The organism is Flammeovirga sp. AWQ4_249, from assembly GCF_056161045.1.
Genome location: NZ_JBSWYJ010000005.1, coordinates 113075 through 139487, shown reverse-complemented (window position 1 = coordinate 139487; position 26413 = coordinate 113075). Strand labels below are relative to the sequence as shown.

The window sequence follows — 26413 nt, the reverse complement described above, 5'->3', positions numbered from 1 at the left end:
ATTAAACTTCAAAGCTGGTTAAAATATATTATGATGATTAATCATTCTTTACTATTATTTTAATTTTTTATCATGCGTTTATTTTTAACTTCTCTCATTCTGGGAGTCCTTACGTCATTTTCATCTTTTGCCCAAAGTACAATGTTAGAAAATGGCCTAAACATTCGTTTACATCTTGGTTTTGCTGGTTCAACATATGCTTCAATTGGAAGTTTTTATGATGGAGGAGCGGTGAATTTTGGCTTTGAAATTGGAAATCGCTTTTATGTTTATAAAAATGATGTTATTGGATTGGCTGTTGATGCAAATTGGGCTGACTTATCAATAGGGGTATAAAGCACCTTTGATGGCAGTACAGTAAGTGTTTTAGAATTTGGGTTTGTCGAAGTTGGGCCTTTATTCACTTTTGCTATTTCTGATAATTTTGCAATTGAAAGTTATTGGAATTTAAGACCTACATTTATTGGAGTAATTGGAAGTGATGTATACGATGAAGTTGTACAAGACCCAGCTGGTATTGGAATTACAAATGCTACGGGTGCAGGAGTAAGATTTAACAAAATGTATGCTGGCCTTGAGTATGTTTTTGGAAATATCTCAGAGATTGATCCACTATATGAAGGATCAATCATGGGTGCAAACCAAACAAGAATTGTTTTTGGTATGAAATTCTAAAATGCTTTTTAAAGCTATATTTTGTTTTAAAAAACAAAGACATAAACCCCTATTAATTTTCTTATATAATTAGAGAATGATAGGGTTTCTTTTTTTGAACTTCTATTAAAAATAGGTTATTAATTTACTGAAAACTAATGTGTTAAAAGTACACTTTTAAAAATCCCAGTTAATTCTTTGTTAATAAATCAAATTAAGATAAAAAGAAATTATTCGTAATTAATTCAAAAACAAAGGATTATTTAATGAACCTTTTAAAACTTCTTGATGTCTTTGTTAATGACTGACAATAGTCATGTTTTAAAAGGATTGGTTTCCCTAATATTGAGCCGTTTTAAAAATCAATAATAAAAAAATACGAAGACATGAGTTTAATCGTAGACGTTCACGCAAGACAAATTCTTGATTCAAGAGGTAATCCTACAATCGAAGTTGACGTAACAACTGAAACTGGTACAATCGGTCGTGCTGCTGTTCCTTCAGGAGCATCAACTGGTGAGTATGAAGCAGTGGAATTACGTGACGGTGGTTCTGAGTACCTTGGTAAAGGAGTTTTAAAAGCTGTAGAAAACGTTAATGAAATTATTGCTGAAGAATTAATCGGTGCATCTGTATTTGAACAAAATGCAATCGATATGGCAATGATCGCTTTAGACGGTACTCCAAATAAAGCAAAATTAGGTGCTAACGCAATTTTGGGTGTATCATTAGCAGTAGCTCAAGCGGCTGCAGCTGAATTAGGTCTTCCTTTATATAGATATGTAGGTGGTGTTTCTGCAAACACTTTACCTGTACCAATGATGAACATTATCAACGGTGGTTCTCACTCTGATGCTCCTATCGCATTCCAAGAGTTCATGATCCAACCTGTTTCAGCTCCTGATTTTACAACTGCTATCCGTATGGGTTGTGAAGTATTCCATGCATTAAAGAAAGTAATTCACGACCGTGGTCTTTCTACTGCAGTAGGTGACGAAGGTGGTTTCGCTCCAGCTTTCGAATCAACTGAGGATGCTTTAGATTCAGTAGCATTAGCTGTTAAAAATGCTGGTTACGAGTTTGGTAAAGACATCACAATCGCTTTAGACTGTGCTGCTTCTGAATTCTTCGTAGACGGTAAGTACAACTATGAGAAATTCAACGACATGAAAGGTGGCGTGAAAACTTCTCAAGAACAAGCTGAATACTTAGCTGCATTAGCTGAGAAATACCCTATCACTTCAATCGAAGACGGTATGGACGAAAACGATTGGGATGGTTTCAAAGCTTTAACTGACCTTTGTGGAGATAAAGTACAGTTAGTAGGTGACGATTTATTCGTAACTAACGTTGAGAAATTAGAGCGTGGTATCAACGAAGGTATTGCTAACTCTATACTTATCAAAGTAAACCAAATTGGTTCATTAACTGAGACAATTGCTGCTGTTGATATGGCTCACAGAGCTGGTTATACTTCAGTAATGTCACACCGTTCTGGTGAGACTGAGGATAATACTATTGCTGACTTAGCTGTAGCATTAAACTGCGGTCAAATCAAAACTGGTTCAGCTTCACGTTCTGACCGTATGGCTAAGTACAACCAATTACTTCGTATCGAAGAAAAATTAGGTGGTACTGCTAAGTACTTAGGTTTGAAAGCATTCAAGCAAGAGTTTAACTTCTAAGAAATTAGAAGAAAAAATATATGCAATTGGTGGAGGCTATCCTTAAGGGTAGCCTCTTTTTTTATTCATAAAGCACCTAATGTATAAATAATTTGCAAGAAAAGGTTGTTGTATTTAATGTTATTTTATTTAGATTAAATTTAAATAATATTTGGAATTAATCTAAATAAACAATAATATTGCCTTAATAATTACAACAAGTTATTTCATTCATTTTTTTTATGAAAATCTATTCTACACTGACTAATAAAATTATTGCAACAGCAATTGTTGCTAGTTCTTTTTTTGCATGCAATACAGAGGATGCAGAAACAATCCTACCTAATACCCCATCATCATATAATTTTGATAATGTAGATTATTCTGGTCAAACAGCTAGAATTTTTATGCTTGATTCTCTAGAACGTTACATTAAATCTGGTAACGATGGTGTAAAAGTATTATCTGCTTCAGATATGAATGATATTTACACAAATTCATCTGGAGAATTATTTGGTTCTTCAAAGGATGTGGAAAGTAAAACATATGATGATGCTGGATTACAAGTAAATGTTAAGTCGGAAGTTGAAGCTTATTTTGATAAAGCTGAAGCAAGTTCTGGTAGCATGGAAAATATCTATGGAGGTCGTCTTTTTGATGCAGATGGACATGAACCAGCTCAAATGGTAGCTAAAGGTCTAATGGGAGCTACTTTATATTATCAAGCAGTATCTTATTACTTATCAGATGAAAAACTTGATGCAGACAATGAATCAATCACAGAGGGTAAGGGTACTGATATGGAACATTATTGGGATGAAGCTTTTGGTTACTTTGGAGCAGCAGTAGATTATTCTACTAATGATAATGCATCGAACTGGTATTGGGCCAAATATGCTAAATCACGTGCTTCAGTTTACGATATTTCTGATGAAATTTTCAATGCTTTTATTTTAGGTAGAGCAGCGATTACAGCTAAAGATTATGATCTTCGTGATCAACAAAGAGATATTATTCGTTCAAAATGGGAGGAGTTGGTTGCAATTAATGTTATCCATTACTTGAATGCAGTTTTAACAGATGATAATGACGCAGATAGAATGCATCACTGGTCAGAAGCGGTAGCATTTGCATGGGCATTACAATATAATTCAGCTAAGTTGATTACAAATAATGATTTAGAGTTAGTGTTATCAAAACATGGTAATAATGTGGATGAGCTAACTACTGATAATGTAATTCAAATTAAAAATATTCTTCAAGGGACATATGGTTTTTCTGCTGAAGTCATGACAAACCTTTAATCTCTTTATTTTCATAACCTCAATTTTAATATCATAGGTTGAGGTTATGATTATTTTATTCTGTCTAATATGAAAAGCACAACTAAGTTAATTATCCTATCTTTCGTACTTTCTTTATTTGGATGTACTACTGATGATTCAACAACAATCTCATTAAATTTTTCACAATCAGAGATGTTGAAGAATTATACCAATAACCTAATTGTTCCTAAAATTAATAATTATCAAGCTTCAATTGTAGCTTTAAATGATAAAGTAATTGCATTTGTTGATACACCAAATCAATCTACATATCAAGCTGTTATTGATGCACAAGAAATTGCCTATCAAAATTGGGCACAAGTAAATGCGTTTCAATATGGACCTGCATTGGAGATAGCTTTTTTAGCATCATCAAATACTTTTCCTACAGATTATACAAAAATTGAAGAAGATGTTGACCAAGAAAATTTAAACCTAGGGGCTGTGTCTTCAAATAATAAAAAAGGATTACCTGCAATAGATTATTTGTTATTTAATGACTCAGAGGAAAATACGATAAACACATATATTAATAACTCTTTAAGAGGTACTTATTTAAAAGCTGTATCAGAAGATTTACTTTCAAAAGCCAATCATGTAAATGATGCTTGGAATAGTGATTTTGCAACTGATTTCTCTACAAACGAGGGCAATGATCCAAGTAGTTCTCTTTCATATATAGTGAATGAATTTAATAAAGCTTTTGAAAGATGTAAAAATCAAAGAGTTGGTTATGCTTTAGGTAAAAATTCTTTATCGGGAGCACCAAGTCCAAGATCAGTAGAGGCGTACTATAGTCAACAAAGTTTGGAATTATTAAAATTAAATGTGACATCATTAAAAAACTTTTTTAGAGGAAATGATGGTATAGGATTAGATGATTATTTAACTGCTTATTATGATGCCGGATCTATTCAAGAAGATCTTTCAGCTAAAATTTTAAATCAATTTGATTTGATTGATGAAAAATTAGAAGCATGTGAAAATCCATTTTCTAACCATATTGAAGCACAAGACGAAAAAGTAGAAGCTCTGTATACAGAAATGTCAAATTTAGTAGTTATGATAAAATCAGAAATGCCATCTGCTTTATCAGTAAAAATTACTTATCAGGATTCAGACGGAGATTAATTAATGATTTTATATAATCTGATATATAAGAGAGTCTCAATAGCACCACTAGTTGTATTTCGAATGATTTTCGGAATTATGATGGCTTTGAGTACGCTAAGATTTTGGTTGAATGGATGGGTCGAAACTCAATTCATTCAACCTAAATTCTTTTTCCATTATTATGGATTTTCATGGGTACAACCTCTTAGTGAAGTAGGTGTGTATACCATTTTTGTTTTAATGATAATAGGTGCAATTGGAATTGCGATTGGTGCTTTTTATAGACTTTCTTCTATATTATATTTTCTTACTTTCACCTATGTAGAACTTATAGATGTTACTAACTACTTAAACCATTATTACTTTGTAAGTTTGGTGGCATTCATCATGATTTTTTTACCTGCAAATAAAAGATTTTCAATTGATGTAGTTTTAAAACCTAAAATTTATAATTCAACTACGGAAGCTTGGACTATTAATCTTATAAAATTGCATTTAGGAATCGTGTATTTTTATGCAGGTTTAGCAAAAATTAATGAAGATTGGCTGTTAAAGGCACAACCATTAAGATTGTGGTTAGCATCAAAAGGCAATATGTATTTAATAGGACCGCTATTAAAGTATAAATATACAGCATTTTTATTTAGCTGGTTTGGATGCATCTATGATCTGTTTATCCCTTTTTTCCTACTTATAAAAAAGACAAGAGGTGTTGCCTATTTCATGGTTATTGTATTTCATATAATGACAGGGATTTTATTTCCAATTGGCATGTTTCCATATATAATGATTGTTTCAACATTAATATTCTTCTCAGAATCTTTTCATGAGAAAATCTTAATTTTTCTAGAAACACTTTTTAATCAAAATAGACTTAATCAAACTGAGGGAGACTTAAGTATTAATCTTAATTTTCAGAAAGTCATTAAATTAGGACTTATGTTATTTGTTGTTTTTCAATTACTTTTTCCATTTAGGTATGTTTTATATCCAGGTAATTTATTTTGGACAGAACAAGGTTTTCGTTTTTCATGGAGAGTAATGTTAATGGAGAAATCAGGGAACGCAACTTTCTATGTTTTGAACTCTGAAACTGGACATAAAATAGAAATCAATAACAGTGAATACTTAACGCCACTTCAAGAAAAAATGATGGCAACTCAACCTGATTTAATTTTGCAATATGCACATTATTTGAAAAGTATATATTTATCAAAAGGAATTATAAATCCGAAAGTATATACAACTGCTTATGTTTCATTAAATGGACGCTCAAGTCAAAAATATATTGACCCTTCTATTGATTTAACGACACTAGAAGATACTTTTTCAACTAAAACATGGATACTACCTTTTAAAGGTTAAATTATATGATTAGGTTACTTTTTATTTTATTTTTTATCTTTTCTATTCAATCCTTTGGTCAAAATATCACTGGAACAATTATTAATACAGAGACTCAAAAAGGAGTGGAGGGTGTCGATGTATTTATAAAAGAGACTAGTGTTCGTGTTAAAACGAATAAGAAAGGGGAGTTTATTCTCACTAATTTAATTCAAGGAAAAGAGTATAATATTGGTGTCTTTAAATATGGTTTTTCACCATTAGAAAAAACTATTAAAATTTCCGATAGCAATATTGTTGTCAAATTTGAGATTCATGTCCTTGAACAAGTTCTAGATGAAGTGGATATTGTCAACAAAGAAGATAATACACAAATTACTCGTTTGGAAGCAGTTGAGGGTACATCAATTTATGAAGGAAAGAAAAGTGAAGTAATTCAAATTGATAACTTAACCGCAAATTTAGCAACAAATAATTCAAGACAAGTTTATAATAAAGTTCCTGGTTTAAATATTTGGGAAAGTGATGGAGCAGGAATACAATTAGGAATTGGTGGCCGAGGTTTATCGCCTGATCGAACTTCTAATTTTAATACAAGACAAAATGGTTATGATATTGCAGCTGATGCCTTAGGTTATCCAGAAAGTTATTACACACCACCTTTGGAAGCTGTTGATGAAGTTCAAATTGTTAGAGGGGCCGCATCTTTACAATATGGAACTCAATTTGGTGGATTGTTAAACTTTAAAATGAAAAAGGGAAATTCATCAAAGCCTTTTGAATTTGTATCAAGACAAACTGTAGGTTCATTTGGTTTATTTAATTCTTTCAATAGCATTGGAGGAGAAAAAGGAAAATTGAATTACTATGCATTCTATCAATACAAAGGAGGAGAAGGTTGGAGACCTAATAGTGACTTTGATGTAAATACATTTTATACTGGATTGAAATATGAAGTGAATGATAAGTTGAAAATTGGCTTTGAAGTGACACATATGAATTATTTGGCTCAACAACCTGGAGGTTTAACAGATGATGAGTTTTATCAAGATCCAAGAGCATCTTATACAAATCAAAATTGGTTTAAAGTAAATTGGAACATAGCATCAGTAGATTTAGAATATAAATTAAATTCTAGAGCGAAAATTGAAATGAAAACTTTTGGACTGTTAGCGAGTAGAGATGCTTTAGGAATTAATTTGAATAAAGAAGATCCGTATAATGAACCAAGATTGTTAGTTTCTGATCAATTTAGAAATATTGGAACAGAAATAAGATATTTACAACATTATGAATTGAAAGGTAAACCATCTGTTTTTGTTTTAGGAACTAGATTATATCACGGTAATGACAATAAACAACAAGGTGATGCTTCTGATGGAAGTGATGCTAATTTTTCTTTTTCTAATAAAGATTCATTGTTGTCAGACCATGATTTTAATATAAGAAATTACGCTTTTTTTGCTGAAAATATTTTTCAATTATCTGATAAGTTTAGTATTACACCAGGTGTACGTTTTGAATTAATTAATACCTCAGGAAAAGGGTATTATCAACAGACATTTTTTGAAGTTGGCGATGATGGCTTGATTGATGAAATTACACAAGCACAACCTGATACTATCGAAAATGCAAGGTCAATTTTCATCGCAGGTGTTGGTCTAAGTTATAAGATCAATCATGAAGTAGAAGTATATGCCAATATTTCGCAAAATTATAGAGCAATTACTTATTCAGATTTAAGGTCATTAAATACAAATGTTAGAATCGATCCTGATATGAAAGATGAAAGTGGCTATTCTGCAGACTTAGGTGTAAGAGGTCAAAATGAATTTATAAATTTTGATTTTAGTGCTTTTTATTTAAGATATAATGATAAAATTGGTTTAGCTAATCCCGCGAATCCAATTCGTACAAATATAGCGGATGCTTATACTCTGGGAGTGGAGGCCTATGGTGAAATTAATGTGATGCATTTTATTAATAAATATTCTGATTTTCATTTTGATATTTTTGGAAATGTATCTTTTATTGAAGGTAAATATATTTCAGAGGACCGTGTCTATGATGGAAATCAAGTTGAGTTGGTACCTCCATTCAATATAAAAACAGGATTAAATACTGGTTATAAGCAATTTAATGTAGCATTACAATATACTCACGTTGATAAACAATATACGGATGCTGCAAATACTGAAAAGGCATTACCAGATGCTGTATATGGTCCAGTTCCAGCATATAGTGTGATGGATCTATCAATGAAATATTCATATAAATGGTTTGGTATTGAATCTGGAGTGAACAACTTGACTAATAAAATGTATTTTACGAGAAGAGCCACAGGATATCCAGGGCCTGGTATAATCCCATCAGACGGAAGAAATTACTATTTTACTTTACAATTTAAGATTTAGTTTATACTATCTTTTATAGTTTTAATCATATTCCATTGATTATTTTGATAAATTTCTTGGAACCTAATATGTTTATGATAAATTTGTAATAATGGATAATGAGATATTATTCATTTATCTCAACGTTCAAAGCATTTATCTAATTTACATCAATTGATTATTAAAAGATGGCAAAGAGTATAGACGAAACTAAATTACAACGAATAAAAGAAGCTACAATCGAAATGGTTGTTAGTAAGGGATACGGAGGGGCGTCTGTTTCGTCAATTGCAAAAAAAGCTCAAGTAGCAGATGGATATTTATATAGACATTACCCAAGTAAAGCTGCTTTAGTTCAGGCATTATATTCTTCTAATATTGAATATTTTAGAAATATTATTTTCAAACACATGGAAAACAAGGAATCGCTAAAAGAGGTGATTCAATCTTTCTGTGTTGAGATATTTAATTTAGCTAATGATAATCCATCAAGAGCAAAGTTCATTAATATGTTAATGAATGACTATACCTTTTTGATGTCAAAGGAGATGACACTTAAAATACCTGAATCTTCAAAAGCGATGGTAATAAGAGGGCAAGAAACAGGAGAAGTAGATAAAAAAATTACTGTAGAAATGTTTAATGCAGTCTTCCCTGCAATTCCTATTCAGTATGCTTCTTCTAGAGCAACAGGAGTGTTTAGTCAAGATCCTTTAACAGAAGAGGATGCAGCAATTGTTACAACTTTATGTATGAAAGCATTGAAATAAACTCTTTGTTTTTCATAATTAAAATATTACAAGCTATTCAAATATGGATAGCTTTTTATTTTGTATTCACTTTTATTGTATTTTATAAAGAAATTCATTGTGTTAGTTGTTATAATGCATTTTTTTTTATGATGAGTAATAAAATTTTAACTAAAAGTTATATTTTTGATGTACGAATCATCGTGAAATAATACAAATAATTTTAGCGTAGGATAGTGTTGAATGTTGGAAGGGGCTAAATTATTTTAATTAGAATGATTGTATGGGAGTAGTAGCCCATACTTTTTATATTACTGAAGGTTAGAGGGACTAGTTTTACTTTGTTCCTCTTTTTTCTTTCTTTTGTATAATTATTCAAACCACTTTTCTTAATTTTTTAATCTTCAAATGAGATTCTTATTTACTTTTTTAGCGATCATTCAATGTAATGTTGTTTTCTCTCAGTCCATAAGAGAAGTAAAAGATGTTTTTGATTCCTTTTTATTAGAAGCAAAAAATGGAAATTATAATTTTAAACCTGATTCAACTGCTTATCTTGATACACTCTACATCAACAAGAAAAATCATAAGCTAACTTTCTTTCTAAGTAAGCAATGGGAATATAGTCCTATACGAAAAGAAACCATAAGCGAATTAAATTCTGTTTTGAGAGGTAAGTTAGGTAAGACCTTTCAGAAATATGACCTAGAGTTTTATGTAGGAACATCAAAAGATAAAGTTTTACAAAAAGAAGCTAGAAAGAAAAAATGGCCAATTACTCCTAAATACAAACTAGAGTCTTTGATTCCTAATTATTATTTGTATGCTCATGAAGAAATAAATGATAAAAAGCTCAAAAAAGATACAGCTCCCCAAAAAATACACGTAAGAAGAGTTGATACTCAAAATCCTAAATATTTAACACAAGGTTTATATGGAAATCATCTTGCAATTTGGAACAGTCATGGTTGGTATTATGAGCAATCATTAGATAGGTGGGAATGGCAAAGAGCCCGTTTATTTCAAACAGTAGAAGATTTACTTCCAACATCAATTGTTTTACCTTATTTAGCCCCTATGTTAGAAAATGCTGGAGCTAATGTTTACATACCTAGAGAAAGAGATATTCAAAAAGATTTATTAGTTATTGATAATGATGGTGAAAGGAATGGATATTATGAAAAAGAAGGTGTTGTTGCTGGACCTTCTGGTTTTTTGAATAAAAAATTCTACAATCAGTCTGAAAACCCATTTCTTCTAGGTACATCAAGAAAAATTAAAGCGAGCCATAAAGAGAGTATTGCTTTTAGTTGGAAAACAGAAGGAAGGATAAATGGAAAATTTGCAGTTTATATCTCATACAAAAAGTTAGATGAACAGGCTGAAGATGCAAAGTATATTATCCATCATAAAAAACAAAAAACAACTTTTATTGTCAACCAATCAATGGGTTATGGTACTTGGGTTTATCTAGGTACTTTTGAATTTGATGGTAGTGATGGAGAAGGAGTGTATTTGTCTCAAAAATCTTCAAAATCAGGAGTTTATATTTCAGCAGATGCTGTAAGATTTGGAGGGGGAGTTGGAAATATTGTAAGAGGAGAAAAGAGTAGTGGTAGACCGAGATACATGGAAGCGGCGACTTATAATTTACAATATTCTGGCGTACCTGAACACGTATACTCTCCAAATGAAGGTGAAAATGACTATAAAGATGATTATCAATCAAGAGGTGAATGGGTCAATTGGATGAATGGAAATAAATTTGCTTTAAATCCTGATGTCGAAAATGAAGGGATAAATCTTCCTATTGATTTGGCCATAGCTCTACATACTGATGCTGGTATTTCTGAAAGTGATACTACGATTGGAACATTGATGATCTATAGTACAACGAATATGAAGAAACAGGAAGTTTTTCCAAATGGTCAAAGTAGATTATCCAACAGAGATTTAGCAGACATTATTCAAACAGAAATAATTAAAGATATAAGAACCTTACATGATTCGACATGGAATAGAAGAGAGATGTGGGATAAAAGATATAGTGAAGCAGTATATCCCGAGGTGCCTACAGTATTGATTGAATTACTTTCTCACCAAAATTTTAAAGATATGTGGTATGGTCTCGATCCTTCATTTAGGTTTGATGTGGCTAGATCAATTTACAAAGGAATTTTAAAATATCAGGCTTCCCAAGAAAATAGAAAGTTTACCGTTCAACCTTTGGCTCCAGGATCATTCTTTTCATCTTTAAAAAATGGAAAAGCTTATTTATCATGGGTACCAACAGTAGATAAATTAGAAGAATCTGCAGAAGCTAAATATTACAAACTTTATACAAACATTAATAATCAAGGTTGGGATAATGGTAGAATAGTAAAAACAAATGAAATTTCAATACCAATTACTAAAGGTGATTTTTATAGTTTTAAAATAACGGCCTTAAATGAAGGAGGAGAAAGTTTTCCTTCAGAAATCTTATGTTTAAGTGATTTTGGTAACTCTCCAGTTTTGATTGTAAATGCATTTGACAGGACCGGACCACCCTCCAAAGTAATAAGTAATCAATACGCAGGCTTTACAAACCAAGATAATGGGGTAGCTGATAAAGTAAATCTATCTTTTACTGGACAACAATATGATTTTAATCCAAAATCTCCTTGGTTAGACGATGATGCACCTGGATTTGGAGGTAGTTATGGAAATAAAGAAGGAAAAGTAGTAATGGGTAATACTTTTGATTATCCAGAGATACATGGTCAGTCACTTTATTACTTAAAAAGATCCTTCATCTCTTGTAATAAAAATGCATTGGAGAGTAGAAAAGTAAAAATGAATGATTATGAAATTGTTGATATAATTTTTGGAGAACAAAGGTCTTATCATCAAAATAAAAAAAGAGGTAAGAAAGAATTTATTTTGTTTTCTGAAGCCCTTAAGGCTGAAATTAAAAACTACTTAAATAAAGGTGGGAAACTATTTTTGTCTGGTGCATATATAGGATCAGAGCTATTTTACCAAGAAGACGGAACTCCGAAAGGTAGAAAACATCCAGATGTACTTTTTGCAAAAAATACTTTGCATTTTATTGGAAGAACAGATCAAGCAGATGTAGTTGGTGATGTATTTAGTGTAAACAAACAATTTTCAGAATTCAATAATACCAAATATTCTAAATCTTATAATAATAACGTATATGTCGTAGAATCTCCTGATGCAATAGAACCAAGTGGAGATAATACAAGTCAAATATGCCGTTATACAAGTAATAATAAAGGAGCGGGTGTGATGTATAATGGTGAGAAATCTAAAATTATTATTACCGGATTTCCTTTTGAAACTATCCTTTCAGAGGATAAAAGAATTCTTTTAATGGAGCAATTCTTAGATTTTTTCACGGAATAATTTAATTAATTGTAAAAATATTGAAAATAATACACTTTCGAATTCTTAATAAATTGAAAATTAGTTAAGGTACTTAAATGTTTGTCTACCCTATGAAATAATCCACGTTATATAATTTGAAACTAAAGACATTTTATAAAGTCTTAGAACAACGCGAAAGGTTCTTTTCACTTTATAAACTATAACTGACAAACAAAAAATAAGTCTCAATATGATTGAGGCTTTTTTTTTGTTTTTTATATTTTATCATCAATCGAACAATTGTATCTTCACGTATATTTTAAACTCAATGAATAATATGGAGAAGATTCTGATTAAAAACGCTCAGATAGTAAATGAAGGTAAGGTTTTCACTTCTGATCTTAGAATAGTTGACGGTCGCATTGATAAAATTGCACCTTCTATTCAAGAAGAGGGGGAAAAAGTGATTGATGCATCTGGTAAATTTTTATTACCTGGTCTTATTGATGATCAAGTTCACTTTAGAGAGCCTGGTCTTACTCAAAAAGCAAATATAGAAACAGAATCAAGAGCTGCAGTATCAGGAGGGGTAACTTCATTTATGGAAATGCCAAATACAAAGCCTCCAACTGTTACAATTGAAAAGCTTGAAGAAAAATATGAGATTGCTTCTAGAACATCATTGGCTAACTATTCATTTTACATAGGAGCTTCCAATGATAATCTAGATGAAGTATTAAAAGCTGATCCTAGAAATGTGTGTGGAATTAAAGTTTTTATGGGCTCATCAACAGGTAACATGTTGGTCGATAATGAAGAAACTTTATCGAATTTATTTAAGCATGCTCAAATGATTATAGCATCACATTGTGAAGATGATCCAATGATTGCTGAGAATCTAGAGAAATATAAAGAAAAATATGGTGAAGATATTCCAATGGAATGTCATCCAGAAATTAGAAGTGCAGAGGCTTGTTATTCATCTTCATCCAAAGCAGTGGCATTAGCTAGAAAGCATGGAGCTAGACTTCATATTTTGCATATTTCAACTGCAAAAGAACTTGATTTATTTGATAATGATATTCCCTTAAAGGATAAAAAAATTACATCTGAAGCTTGTGTTCATCATATGTGGTTCTCTGATGAGGATTATAAAGAAAAAGGAGCGTTTATTAAATGGAATCCAGCTGTCAAAACAAAATTTGATGGTGATAGCATTTTACAAGGAGTTCTTGACGATAAAATTGATGTTATAGCAACTGATCATGCTCCTCATACAATTGAAGAAAAATCAAATAAATACCTTAATGCACCTTCTGGAGGTCCATTAGTTCAACATTCATTACAAGTTTTAATGGATTTTTATAAGCAAGGTAAAATGTCACTAGAAAAGATTGTAGAAAAAGCTTGTCATAATCCAGCTATTTTATTTGATGTTGAAGAAAGAGGTTATATAAAAGAAGGTTATTGGGCAGATATCGTACTTGTGGATCCAGATTCACCTCAGAAAGTAGAAAAGTCAAATATTAATTATAAGTGTGGTTGGTCTCCATTTGAAGGTCATACTTTTTCATCAACAATTACACATACAATTGTTTCAGGTCATTTGGCTTATGAGAATGGCAAATTTTATGAAGATCAAAAAGGAAAACGTCTATCTTTTACTCGATAGAGCTTGACTTAAATTATATAGAAGAGAGTAATTATAGTATTATTCTCTTTTTTATCTTTGATAATCAATAGGATGTAGAAAATTGTCTTTTTTTATATTTTTTCTTTAGAAAATTAAAAACAATTCATCTATATTTGCACAGCAAAAAAATGGCGATCGTAGCTCAGTTGGTTAGAGCATCGGTTTGTGGTTCCGAGGGCCGTGGGTTCGAATCCCATCGTTCGCCCATAAAGCTTCCAAGAAATTGGGAGCTTTTTTTGTTTCCAAATATTATTTCATGTAATGCATTAATCTAAGTTGATATTACTTATTATAATTTGTTTACAGAATAAAGTTTGGAGAATTCTTAATTTGTGATGTATATTTGCACAGCAAAAAAATGGCGATCGTAGCTCAGTTGGTTAGAGCATCGGTTTGTGGTTCCGAGGGCCGTGGGTTCGAATCCCATCGTTCGCCCATAAAGCTTCCAAGAAATTGGGAGCTTTTTTTGTTTCCAAATATTATTTCATGTAATGCATTAATCTAAGTTGATATTACTTATTATAATTTGTTTGCAGAATAAAGTTTGGAGAATTCTTAATTTGTGATGTATATTTGCATAGTAAAAAAATGGCGATCGTAGCTCAGTTGGTTAGAGCATCGGTTTGTGGTTCCGAGGGCCGTGGGTTCGAATCCCATCGTTCGCCCATAAAGCTTCCAAGAAATTGGGAGCTTTTTTTTATAAAAAAAGGCCTGTGATAGGCCTAATTTTTTAACTAGCAATTAGATGCTTATTGTCACTCATAATTATTGAAATATGAATTTCAACTTCATCAGATAAGTCCTCAATGTCCTCATACAAATCATCATCACTTTCTGATATATACCAAATAATCGAGATGATCTTATTTTTTTGAGTCCATTGCTTCAAATTTGCTAGGAGCTTATAAATACCTTTAGAAGAAGGAGTGTTAAAATAGCTAAGACCTAAATTCAATGAAAAAGTATCATTTTCGTTTAAATATAAGTCAATCCATTCATTAATTTCATCATATAAGTACAAAGCATTTTCGTGATATGACTCCCCAGAAATAATCCCTTTACCAGTATCAGCATCTAAAATTACTTGTGGTATTTGAATGTTCTGAGAAGAAGCGTTAATAGACAAGTTTTCCATATAGATAGTTATTAAGTTAGTCTTACAATCGGAATACACAATACAATGTTACCATTGTGTTAAGCAATGATAATGTAATTCATACACTTAACCAATTTTTTAGGAATAAATTTATAAGAAATATTAAGAATTGGTTAATTTTCTTCTTAAAATACCTAAACCAATACTGCCAATTGCTTCAATTGTTTCAATCTTTTTAAGATCAACACCTTCAGGTATTTGTGGATCAATTAAATATGAATTACAATGATTTGGTGTATGATAAATTAAGTTTGCAGCAGGGTATACTTGTAATGATGTTCCAACGACAATAAAAATATCACTTTCATTCGTAATACTAATTGCTTTTTCCATGAGTGGGACATCCTCACCAAACCAAACTATATTAGGTCGTAGTTGACTTCCTTTCTCACAAAGATCTCCAATATTTAAAATTGGTTGATCCATTTCGTAAACTAATGTTTCATCTGAAGTGCTTCTAGATTGAAATAATTGACCATGAAGATGTATAACATTTGTAGATCCTGCTTTTTCATGTAAGTTATCTACGTTTTGGGTGATGATTGTTACATCAAATTTTTTTTCTAAATCTGCTAGAATTTTATGTCCTTCATTTGGTTCAGCATGAATTGCAGTTTTTCTTCGCTCGTTATAAAAATCAAGAACTAATTTTGGATTCTTATCCCAACCAATAGGAGAGGCTACATCCATAATATCATGTCCTTCCCATAATCCATCGCTACCTCTAAATGTAGCGATTCCACTTTCAGCACTTATACCAGCACCTGTTAATACAGTAATTTTTTTCATAAAGTCTTAATTTCTATCTAAACGTAATAAAATAGACGTGGTTTTCTCAAATAAAGAAAGTAATATTGTCTGAACTTTTTAAAGAAAAAAATTATTTAACAATGAAAGCTTGGATTCAGGCATTTAGATTAAGAACACTTCCATTAGCACTGTCGAGTATTATATTGGGAAGTTTATTAGCCTACAAAGAACTAGAAGAGTATTTTAATTATGAAATAGTTGGCTTATGTGTTTTGACTACAATATTCTTACAAATACTATCAAATCTAGCAAATGATTATGGAGATACTGTAAATGGAGCAGATCATGAAGAACGTGAAGGTCCTTCAAGAGCAGTTCAAACAGGTGCGATCACATTAAAAGCTATGAAAATAGCTATTTTTATATTTAGTGGCTTATCACTTTTTTCTGGGCTTTATTTACTTTATATAAGTTTATCTACTTGGGAAGAATTTTTATACTTTTTAGGATTAGGTGTTCTTTCAATAATTGCTGCGATCACCTATACAGCAGGTAAAAAACCATATGGATATGCAGGTTTAGGTGACTTAAGTGTTTTTATCTTTTTTGGACTAGTAGGGGTAATGGGAAGTTTCTATTTACAAGTGAAAACATTAGATTTTCTTTTACTACTACCTTCAGCATCTTGTGGTCTTTTAGCGGTTGCTGTGCTTAATGTAAATAATATAAGAGATATTGAATCTGATATTAAAGCAGGCAAGAAATCTGTACCGGTTAGAATAGGGCGAAAATGGGCAGTGCTTTATCATTGGTTGTTATTATTTTCGGCAATGGGTTTTGCATTATTATATGTAACATATACCTATACATCACCTCTTCAATGGATTTTCATGTTAACATTTCCACTGTTAAGGAAAAATGGTTTGGCAGTAACTCACTTGAAAAAACCTTCTGAATTGGATCCTTATTTAAAACAAATGGCAATTACTTCATTGTTATTTTGTGTAGCATTTGGTGTCGGTCAAATCTTACCATTATATATTGATTTGAAATTTTAAATAAGGAAGTATTTAAATTAAAAAAGCGACTAAATCTATTCTTAAGATCTAGTCGCTTTTTGTTTTTAATATCAATTGAATTAATTTTTTACTCTGTTGATATCATATAATGGTTCGCCTTTATAGTTTTTATTTAATACTTGCTTACCATTGTAAAGTACTTTGATTTGATCAGCTTGTTTTACTGGATCTCTTGGCATAGGATCAGGTAAATCTGATCTCATACGAACTCTTTCAAGAAGTTCTTCCCTAGGAGGCATTTCATCAAATCTATTTTTAAACCCTGGTAAATACATATCAGGTTTTTTGATCTCACTTGGTGGTAAAATATTAGATTCAGAACGAGTATTATAAATAATATTTTCTACCTCATTATTTTCCATAAAATACAAAGTCATAGATTGACAGGAAGATTTATTTAATGCATGAACATATTTTTTATCTTCAGTCAAATTAAAGTAACGAGTCATGCCATTACCTTTTACGTCAACTTTATTTATTTGATTTTTCTCAAAATGAGCAATAATCTTTTTACCTTTTACTTGATTAAAGTTGCCAATTGTATCTTCAGAGATAATGAAACCATTTCTATTTAAATAAAGACGTTCTAAACCTTTCGATGTAATATCAGTCCTGATCGTCGTTGCTGTCATTTGAGATTTTTGAGCCCAAATTCGAGGGTCATCATAGAAATAAATCATTGAATCATTATAAAAATAGACTAATGAGTCACATCTTGATTTCATATCTTTAGACCACATCGATACATTATGGTAGGCATATAAAGTATTTTCTTGAGTGGTTGTATCATTGATCGAATGTAGAGTGTCAGCGGCTAAATAATACATATCCATCCAATTACCTTTAATAGGTTTAGACATTAATGCATCACCATAAGCAAAAGTAGATGAATCTTTATGGATAACAACATCAGCATAAATCATGGCTGTATCTTCCTTGCTAAAGAACACTACATTACCAAATGCCTTACTATCTCCAGTATCTTTATTTGTGTCAATTTTATCTCCAATTAAAATGTATTTATCATTCTCTACAACAGCAGATCCTTCAAAATGAACCATACCATTTGAGTTGTTATAAGTACCTGCATTGGCAACAACATCTCCATCTTTACTAGTAATAGTGGTTCTTGTATTAAAAGTAGAGATCTTAGTTTCTCTGTCATAAACTAATTTTTCAGTTTCTAAGTGTTGTAATTGAACAGAATCATCCATAACAACATCTTTAATGAAGATTAGCTCTTTCTTTTGTAGATAACCTTCTATAGAAGTTAAAACCATTGACTCTTGAACAACAGTACCACCAGTCAGATATTTAGCTTCTTTAGTTGCTGTATAATAATATAATTTGTCAGTCGTAAGTGTAACTTCTTCGTCTACAAGTTTTACTATTTTACCAGTAATTATTACTTCACCTTTTGTTTTTCTGTAGTCTAATTTGTCACCATAAATTTTAGTTTTCTTATCAACAACAATAACATTTCCAGTCGCCACTACATCTTCAGTTTTACTATTTTGTCGTGCTTCATCACAATAAATAGTTGTTGTTTGTTGTGTTAAAACTACTCTCTGTCCTGGTTTACTGTAGAAAACTCTATATCCGGGTATACCCTTAGAACTAGCAGCTCTGATTCTAACTCTATCTTGAGAAGGTGTCTGACCAAACGCTTGGAAACTGAGTAGAACAGAAATTAAAATAAAAATGCTAAAATTAATTTGTTTCTTCATTGTATTTTTACTGCTTATAAAATGTAATCACTAGATGTGAAGGGGAAATACTTCTACTAACTGTGATAACCTTTGTTTGTAGTCTTCTTTGATAAATACTACAAGAGTGCAAATTTATCCTTGTTGAGTCTAAAAACAATACTTAATTCACGTTTAATAGAAAAAAATCTGTAATTAATTTAATTCCAAGCCTTAATTTTAATTTTGAGAAGATTTTAAACTGTATATGTTAGACATTTATAAATCCTTAAATGACCAATTTTTAACTTTTCTTAATCGGTTGGATAAGGAAATAATCAATAGTAAAATTTTATTAGCATTTAGTGGGGGTGTAGATTCTGTAGCCTTAGCTTTATTTTTTATTCATAATAAAATTGATTTTTCAATAGCTCATATGAATTTTCAATTAAGAGGGGAGGAAAGTCTTAAGGATGAGGAATTTGTGAAAGAATTCGCTAAAAAGTATAATATTGATTGTTATACAAAAAAAGTAGATACAAACAATTTAGTCCAAACAACGGGAAAGTCAACGCAAATGATTGCTAGGGAGTTAAGATATGATTGGTTTGATGAATTAATTAATCAATCAAATTATAATTTTTTAGCAACTGCTCACCATCTTTCTGATCATGTTGAGACCATTATATTTAATTTGACAAAAGGTACAGGCATTGAAGGTTTACACGGAATTCTCCCAATTCGAGGTAATGTTATCCGCCCATTAAGGTTTATGAATAAAGAACAAATTGTACAGTTTGTTGAAGGATTGAATATAAAATGGCGAGAAGATCAGTCAAATAGTAGTACAAAATATGCAAGAAATAAAATTCGTCATAAGGTTATTCCATTATTAAAAGAGATTAATCCTTCTGTTGAAAAAGCTTTTGATCATACTTCTAAAATTCTAAAACAAATAGAATATTTATTTTTTAATGAACTTCAAAACTTCAATAATAAATATATAATTGAAGGTGATGATGAATCTTTAATTCGTTTAAAAGAGATCGGTCAGGATGAATTAATTCTACTCTATTATTATTTAAAACAGTTCGGGTTTGATTATTCATTGGTTGAAAACATATTCGGTAAAAAAGAACAACCTTCCTTAGAGTTTTCATCCAAAAAGAAGGAGTATACATTCCATACAACTCATAAAGAGGCAATTTTAATAAAAAATAAAGTAGTTGAAACTAATGAAAGTGAAATTATTCTTTTACCTGATGATAACTCAGCATCATTTAAAAACCATTCCTTCCTATTAAAAGAAAAAACGATTGCTTCTTTTGATGAATTAAAGTCGAATGATAGTGTATTGGTCCCCATTGACTATTTTCCTTTGAAAGTTAGAAATGTAAAAAAAGGAGATAAGATAAGGCCTTTTGGAATGAAAAAAGGGAAGAAGAAAGTTTTTGACTTATTACAAGATGAAGGTATACCTAAATATTTAAGAGAGGGTATTGTTGTTCTTTTGTCAAATGAGGATGAAATTTTAAATGTTTTTGGTATTAGAAATTCAGAAAGTTTGAGAATAACAAATTTTCCTTGCAAATTGATAGAGATTTCAATGATTAAGCCAGAATAACATCTTTTATGTTCAATATATTTAAGAAAACATATAACAGTGACGAAAGAAATCTCTTTGATTTTATGAGAAGGGGTATTCTATTTTCAAAACTAACAAATGATGAATTAGCTAAATTTGCTCCACATTTACATTTAAGACATTATACAAAAGGAGAAGTTATTTTTTTTAGAGATGATCCTAGCCAAGCTCTTTATTTGATATCAAGGGGAATCGTGACGCTCAATATTGATATTGAAGATAAGTTTGAAGATTTAGTACACCTAAAAGCAACAGAAACTTTTGGTGATAATGCTATTCTTGAAGGAACAAGTAGGCCGTATAATGCAGTTTGTTTCTCTGATCATGCCGATGTTTATGTTATTCCACAGGCAGTAATTCATAATATATTTGAAGAGAATAATAAAATCAAAGCAAAGATGATGACGAGTATGGCGGAGATATATGACAGATTTACAGGGCATTTGTTCCGTGCATACAAAGAATCTTTTGGTTTCTTTGACTTAGGAAGAGCATTTATGCCGTTTTAAGATGAACTTTATCACAAATAAAATATGACAAATGTCATATAATTTCGATGTTTTTTGTATTTTTGCGTCACAACTTCCGAGTTGATCTTTGTACCTAATCATAAATAAAGGTTAACTAAGATAATTATGAAAAGCGAAAATACAACAAACAACGAATCGTTTTATAGAAGATTTGGAGTGATTACAGTCTATGCTGTTTTCTTCCTTATTTTGGTAGGTGGAATTGTACGTAGTACTGGTTCAGGCATGGGTTGTCCAGATTGGCCACAATGTTTTGGAACATGGGTGCCCCCCACTGATGTAAGCCAACTTCCTGACGATTACAAAACTATTTTTGCCGTTCAAGGCAGAGAAATCGCAGATTTTTCTACTTTTAAAACATGGGTTGAATATGTCAATCGTTTAGTTGGTGTTTTAATTGGTTTTTTCATTTTTCTTACCTTAGTTTTTTCTTTATCCTATATAAAAAAAGATCCAATTGTAACCTGGTTCTCATTTTTAGCCTTCATTTTAGTAGGTTTCGAAGGATGGTTAGGTTCTAAAGTAGTAGCGACAGATTTACATCCTGTTTTAATCACTGCTCATATGTTAGTGGCTTTGATTATCGTCGGTATATTAATTTATGCTGTAGCAAGATCTAATAAGAAAGAGTTGACTTACAAAGACCCCGCTAATCTTCCAAGTATTAATAAATGGTTAGTAGGAATCTTGATTCTATCATTATTTCAAATTGTATTAGGAACTCAAGTAAGAGAATCAGTAGATATCGTTGCTAAAAGTTTTGACAATCAACAAAGAGAATTGTGGGTAGACCAATTAGGTAAAACATTTATTGTTCACAGGTCGTTCTCCATTTTAGTATTACTTCTTAATGTGATGTTTGTCAAGAAGATATTTAAGGAAACAGAAAATAATCACCCTTCAAGATATTGGTCGAAAGTTTTACTAGGCCTTTTTGGTATTGTAATACTTTCAGGAGCAATAATGGGACATTTTGCAATCCCAGCATTCTTACAACCAGTACATTTATTATTAGGATCTCTAATAGTAGGGTGCCAATTCTATATTGCATTATTGGTTAATCACACAAAAGTATTGCAATCCAATAATGTAAATAACAATAAGACACTCAAACAAGAACAAGCAACAGCATAATATGTTAGTAGCAGAGGCAAATAAGCAAGAACAGATCATTTCTCAAAGAAAGAGTAGGTTTAAAGACTTCTATGATTTATTGAAGGTTCGACTTACTGCAGTAGTTGTGTTTTCAGGTATTTTTGGATACTTATTAGGAACTGATAATGCATCAGCAATAGATATTATTGCTCTTGCGATAGGAAGTTTTCTAATTACTGGATCAGCTAACACTATAAATCAAATTCTTGAGAAGGAATATGATAAAATGATGAAAAGGACTATGAATCGTCCATTGCCATTAGGAATAATATCAAGAAAAGAAGCAGCAATTTATGCATTATGTTTAGCTGTTTTAGGTAGTGCAGTAATGTTTACATTTTTAAATGTTTATGCTACTTTGTTATCTATTTTATCATTGATATTATATGCCTTTGTATATACACCTCTTAAAAGAATTACTCCACTATCTGTTCTAGTAGGAGCATTTCCAGGTGGTTTCCCTCCAATGATTGGATGGGTTGCTGCAACAGGATTTATTGGGATAGAAGGATTGACTTTATTCTCATTACAATTTATGTGGCAATTCCCTCATTTTTGGGCTATTGCTTGGGTCGCAGATAAAGATTATAAAAAGGCAGGCTTTAAAATGCTGCCTTTCAATGGAGATAAAAATGTAAATACTGCTATTCAGATTTCTATTTACACTATGTTTCTTTTACCCATTGGATTTTTACCTAGTATTTATAATATGACAGGTGAAGTTTCAGGAGTAATTGCAGCATTAGCTGGTGCAGGATTCTTATTTCAAACATTTGGTTTAATCAAAAACAAAACTGATAAAGCCGCATTGAAGATTATGTTTACATCATTCATTTATCTTCCTATTGTTCAAATTGTATATTTAATTGATAAGCTTTAATAAACTATGTCAGTAGCAAATACTCCCCAACAGCAAGCAAGTATGCATCCAAAGAAATTTGCGATGTGGTTATTTATCGTGAGTGTAGTCATGATTTTCGCTGCATTTATTAGTGCGTACATTGTGAGGCAAGCAGAAGGTAATTGGTATGTTTTTGAATTGCCTAACATCTTGTACGCGAGTACAGCTGTTATTCTTTTAAGTAGTGGTACTTTACATTGGGCTTATTTAGGAGCAAAAAATGATAACCAAAAACAACTTAAAGGAGCTTTAATTTTAACAACGATTTTAGGTTGTGCATTCTTATTATTACAGCTTCAAGGTTGGGGTGATTTGGTAGATATGAATGTTTATTTTTCTGGTACACCAACAGCTGATGATCCATGGGCAGGAAATCCAGCAGGTTCATTTGTATATGTTTTTACGGGATTACATGGTCTTCACATTGTTAGTGGTGTGATCTATTTATTGATCATGTTAGTTGAAACATTAAGAAATAAAATCAATTCTTCTTCAATTGTAAGAATGGAGATGTGTGCTCATTATTGGCACTTCTTAGGGGTATTATGGGTTGTTATTTTTGCATTTTTGCTTTACAACTAAAAAAAGTGACAATCGTCATAAAAAAATAACACAAATGTCATAAAATAGTTGTTATTGTATAAAATTGACTATTTATTTGTGTTGAAAAATAAAATTCAAACAGACACTATAAAAAAACTCACAATTTTTTATGTCATCATCTACAACTTTGAAAAATCCCACAATTACTAAATGGGATGGTGGAGAAAGACCAATGAAAGCAACTTATGGAAAACTAATGATGTGGTTTTTCCTAGTTTCAGATGCTTTTACATTCGCGTCTTTATTAATTGCATATGGAGTAGTAAGGTATATGCACCCAGCTTACGAAGGCGCTTATTCGGCGTTTGAGTTCGCAACAAGTTCAGAAGACTTTTACTGGCCAATTCCAGAAAAGGTATTCAACGCTTTCCCTGGATTGCATGGAGTAGACGCTCCTTTGATGTTTGTAGGTTTAATGACATTCATCCTTATCCTATCTTCAGTGACTATGGTATTAGCCGTTGAAGCAGGAGAAAGAAAATCTAAAGCTGAAGTTGAAAAGTGGATGCTTTGGACTATCGTAGGAGGTGTGACTTTCCTTTCTTGTCAAGCTTGGGAATGGTCTCACTTTATTCACGGTACTGCAGAAGGTGTAATTAGAGATGGTGTTCAGATTTTCGGTGCAAACTTACACCAAAATCAATACGGTCCTCAATTATTCGCAAACTTCTTCTTCTTTATTACAGGTTTCCACGGTCTTCACGTAACAAGTGGTGTAATCCTAAATATTGTAATTTTCTACAATGTTGTAATGGGAACTTATGAAGAAAGAGGTACTTACGAAATGATCGAAAAAGGTGGTTTATACTGGCACTTTGTCGATTTAGTATGGGTATTCGTATTCACATTCTTCTACTTAGTGTAAGGAAATTTTTTTAGATTAATTCAAACTATTAAAGAAATAGAAATGGCACATTTTGATTCTTCAATGACACCAGAGCAGATCAAAGCGGCTAAAATGAAAACAGTTATTAAAGTAACTGCTATCTTAGCTATCGTGACGATCATTGAATTTATTTTTGCATTTGCATGGCCTGATGGTGCAAGTAGAACAGGGTTAAATATAATCTTTGTTGCTTTGACACTAGTAAAAGCAGGTTATATCATTTGGGAATTCATGCACTTAGGACATGAAACAAAACTTTTAAAGTTTGTGATTTTATTCCCATTGCTTTTCTTAGTTTGGTTACTTGTAGCCTTATTTGATGAAGCATCTGCAATAATAACATCAATCATTAACTGGTAATCAGTAAATTTGAATGTAATTATTGAAATATGGTTTGATTTCTAGTTTTTGTGAAATCAAACCATATTTAGTTTAAATAAACTTCGTAATGAGTAAACCTAATAATACAAAAAAGTGGGTATTCCTTTTTTTACTGATTGGAATTCCATTATTCATTTATTTCTTCCTTAAGGGATTTGGAACAAACGAGTATAAGCTAGAAACACCTCAAGAACTTCAAGTTTATAATTTGAAGTCTTTAAACTGTGAACCCAACTTAGTAGATGGTGTTCATAGAATTCCAAATTTTGAATTCTACAACCAAGACAGTGTACTTATCTCAAACAAAGATTTAAAAGGTAAAATCTATATTGCAGATTTCTTCTTTACTTCTTGTCCTGATATCTGTAAAGCTATGACTTCTGGATTATTAAGAGTACAAGAAAGATTCAAGAATAACGATCAAATTGAAATCTTATCATTCTCGATCGATCCAACTTATGACACTCCAAAGGTATTAAAGGAGTATGCTGATCGATATAAGATTAATACAAATAAATGGAATTTATTAACAGGAGATAAAAAAACAATCATGGACTTAGGTCAATGTGGTTTCTTTATTACAGCAACAGAACAAGCTTTAGGTCAAAAGACCTCTCTATCACATTCAGATAAATTAATCTTGGTTGATAAAGAAGGTAGAATCAGAGGATTTTACAGCGGAACAGACCAAGATGATGTAAAAAGGTTATTAACCGAAATTTCAATCTTATTGGAAGAAAAATAATGGAAACACTAACTAAAAAGAACGACAGATTACCATTTATCATTATTGGAATAGTATCAGTACTAATTCCAATCGTTGTCGCATTGCTACTGTTCATCCCTCAGACAGGTAAATTAGGTGATTTAGATGTATCTTTTTTACCACACTTAAATGCAGTAATTAATTTTACATGTGCAGTTGTATTGCTATTGGGAGCAATTTTCGCAAAACAAAGAAAAATTGAATTGCATAAATTAATGATGTACATTGCTTTTACATTAGGAGCAATATTCTTAGTTTCTTATGTAATATATCATTTTCAAGGTGGCCATACAGTATTTGGTGACTTGAATGGTGATGGTAACCTTTCCGATGCTGAGAAAGTAGAAGTGGGAAGTATGAGAATCGTTTACTTAGTAGTCTTATTATCTCATATTGTATTATCAGCTGTCGTCGTACCATTTGTTTTACTTGCTGTCTACTTTGGCATGACAAACAAATTAGAAAAACATAGAAAAATTGTAAAATGGACTTTCCCTATTTGGGAATACGTTGCAATTACTGGAGTTATCGTATACTTATTAATTAGTCCTTATTATGTATAAAAAAATCGT

General features: G+C 31.2%; 22 protein-coding genes and 3 tRNA genes. 22 read left to right on the top strand and 3 right to left on the bottom strand.

Going from position 1 to position 26413, the window contains the following annotated elements:
• Positions 1–72 precede the first annotated feature (72 nt).
• The 12 genes from ACXAHM_RS06460 (at position 73) to ACXAHM_RS06405 (ending at position 14969) form a co-directional block, all read left to right on the top strand.
• Complete coding sequence (locus tag ACXAHM_RS06460) at positions 73–336, top strand: hypothetical protein (RefSeq protein ID WP_474959594.1); 264 nt, start codon at positions 73–75, stop codon at positions 334–336.
• A 704-nt stretch (positions 337–1040) separates the two neighbouring features.
• Positions 1041–2339, top strand: coding sequence for a phosphopyruvate hydratase (gene eno / locus ACXAHM_RS06455; RefSeq protein ID WP_474959593.1), 1299 nt, complete (start codon positions 1041–1043; stop codon positions 2337–2339).
• A gap of 221 nt (positions 2340–2560) precedes the next feature.
• Positions 2561–3622: a DUF4856 domain-containing protein gene (locus ACXAHM_RS06450; RefSeq protein ID WP_474959592.1), complete on the top strand. Its 1062-nt coding sequence runs from the start codon at positions 2561–2563 to the stop codon at positions 3620–3622.
• A gap of 69 nt (positions 3623–3691) precedes the next feature.
• On the top strand, positions 3692–4774 hold the full coding sequence (locus ACXAHM_RS06445) for an imelysin family protein (RefSeq protein WP_474959591.1): 1083 nt from the start codon (positions 3692–3694) through the stop codon (positions 4772–4774).
• Between the two features lie 3 nt (positions 4775–4777).
• Entirely contained in the window at positions 4778–6121 is a 1344-nt protein-coding gene (locus ACXAHM_RS06440) for an HTTM domain-containing protein (protein WP_474959590.1), read from the top strand.
• A 5-nt stretch (positions 6122–6126) separates the two neighbouring features.
• Positions 6127–8514: a TonB-dependent receptor domain-containing protein gene (locus tag ACXAHM_RS06435; RefSeq protein WP_474959589.1), complete on the top strand. Its 2388-nt coding sequence runs from the start codon at positions 6127–6129 to the stop codon at positions 8512–8514.
• 167 nt (positions 8515–8681) lie between these two features.
• Complete coding sequence (locus ACXAHM_RS06430) at positions 8682–9263, top strand: TetR/AcrR family transcriptional regulator (RefSeq protein ID WP_474959588.1); 582 nt, start codon at positions 8682–8684, stop codon at positions 9261–9263.
• A gap of 387 nt (positions 9264–9650) precedes the next feature.
• Positions 9651–12650 carry a golvesin C-terminal-like domain-containing protein gene (locus ACXAHM_RS06425; protein WP_474959587.1) on the top strand — a complete coding sequence of 1000 codons (3000 nt, stop codon included), beginning with the start codon at positions 9651–9653 and terminating at the stop codon, positions 12648–12650.
• Between the two features lie 298 nt (positions 12651–12948).
• Positions 12949–14283, top strand: a complete 1335-nt coding sequence (locus ACXAHM_RS06420) for a dihydroorotase (RefSeq protein WP_474959586.1) — start codon at positions 12949–12951, stop codon at positions 14281–14283.
• A gap of 152 nt (positions 14284–14435) precedes the next feature.
• Positions 14436–14509, top strand: a tRNA-His gene (locus ACXAHM_RS06415).
• Between the two features lie 156 nt (positions 14510–14665).
• A tRNA-His gene (locus ACXAHM_RS06410) sits at positions 14666–14739 on the top strand.
• Positions 14740–14895: 156 nt separating this feature from the next.
• Positions 14896–14969: transfer RNA gene (locus ACXAHM_RS06405), tRNA-His, on the top strand.
• A gap of 65 nt (positions 14970–15034) precedes the next feature.
• Here the strand turns inward: ACXAHM_RS06405 and ACXAHM_RS06400 are convergent.
• Positions 15035–15439: a DUF1987 domain-containing protein gene (locus tag ACXAHM_RS06400; RefSeq protein ID WP_474959585.1), complete on the bottom strand. Its 405-nt coding sequence runs from the start codon at positions 15437–15439 to the stop codon at positions 15035–15037.
• Between the two features lie 123 nt (positions 15440–15562).
• The gene (locus tag ACXAHM_RS06395; protein WP_474959584.1) at positions 15563–16249 is read right to left on the bottom strand and encodes an SIR2 family NAD-dependent protein deacylase; all 687 of its coding nucleotides are present in this window, start codon (positions 16247–16249) and stop codon (positions 15563–15565) included.
• A gap of 101 nt (positions 16250–16350) precedes the next feature.
• On the opposite strand from ACXAHM_RS06395, the gene ACXAHM_RS06390 reads away from it, so the two are divergent.
• Entirely contained in the window at positions 16351–17268 is a 918-nt protein-coding gene (locus ACXAHM_RS06390) for a 1,4-dihydroxy-2-naphthoate polyprenyltransferase (protein WP_474959583.1), read from the top strand.
• An 80-nt stretch (positions 17269–17348) separates the two neighbouring features.
• Here ACXAHM_RS06390 and ACXAHM_RS06385 read toward each other — a convergent pair whose 3' ends face one another.
• Entirely contained in the window at positions 17349–19016 is a 1668-nt protein-coding gene (locus tag ACXAHM_RS06385; protein WP_474959582.1) for an OstA-like protein, read from the bottom strand.
• Positions 19017–19296: 280 nt separating this feature from the next.
• On the opposite strand from ACXAHM_RS06385, the gene tilS reads away from it, so the two are divergent.
• The 9 genes from tilS (at position 19297) to ACXAHM_RS06340 (ending at position 26404) form a co-directional block, all read left to right on the top strand.
• On the top strand, positions 19297–20598 hold the full coding sequence (tilS, locus tag ACXAHM_RS06380) for a tRNA lysidine(34) synthetase TilS (protein WP_474959581.1): 1302 nt from the start codon (positions 19297–19299) through the stop codon (positions 20596–20598).
• 8 nt (positions 20599–20606) lie between these two features.
• Positions 20607–21128 (top strand): Crp/Fnr family transcriptional regulator, encoded by a 522-nt coding sequence (locus ACXAHM_RS06375; RefSeq protein ID WP_474959580.1) that lies wholly within the window; start codon positions 20607–20609, stop codon positions 21126–21128.
• Between the two features lie 126 nt (positions 21129–21254).
• Complete coding sequence (locus ACXAHM_RS06370; protein WP_474959579.1) at positions 21255–22283, top strand: COX15/CtaA family protein; 1029 nt, start codon at positions 21255–21257, stop codon at positions 22281–22283.
• Between the two features lies 1 nt (position 22284).
• Entirely contained in the window at positions 22285–23184 is a 900-nt protein-coding gene (gene cyoE / locus ACXAHM_RS06365; protein ID WP_474959578.1) for a heme o synthase, read from the top strand.
• Between the two features lie 6 nt (positions 23185–23190).
• Positions 23191–23787, top strand: coding sequence for a cytochrome c oxidase subunit 3 (locus tag ACXAHM_RS06360; protein WP_474959577.1), 597 nt, complete (start codon positions 23191–23193; stop codon positions 23785–23787).
• Between the two features lie 130 nt (positions 23788–23917).
• Complete coding sequence (locus tag ACXAHM_RS06355; protein WP_474959576.1) at positions 23918–24673, top strand: cytochrome c oxidase subunit 3; 756 nt, start codon at positions 23918–23920, stop codon at positions 24671–24673.
• Positions 24674–24715: 42 nt separating this feature from the next.
• Complete coding sequence (locus tag ACXAHM_RS06350; protein WP_474959575.1) at positions 24716–25054, top strand: cytochrome C oxidase subunit IV family protein; 339 nt, start codon at positions 24716–24718, stop codon at positions 25052–25054.
• An 88-nt stretch (positions 25055–25142) separates the two neighbouring features.
• Positions 25143–25820, top strand: coding sequence for an SCO family protein (locus ACXAHM_RS06345; protein WP_474959574.1), 678 nt, complete (start codon positions 25143–25145; stop codon positions 25818–25820).
• A complete protein-coding gene (locus tag ACXAHM_RS06340; protein ID WP_474959573.1) occupies positions 25820–26404 on the top strand; it encodes a DUF420 domain-containing protein in 585 nt (194 codons plus the stop codon). The genes ACXAHM_RS06345 and ACXAHM_RS06340 overlap by 1 nt, the downstream gene beginning before the upstream one ends.
• Positions 26405–26413 lie beyond the last annotated feature (9 nt).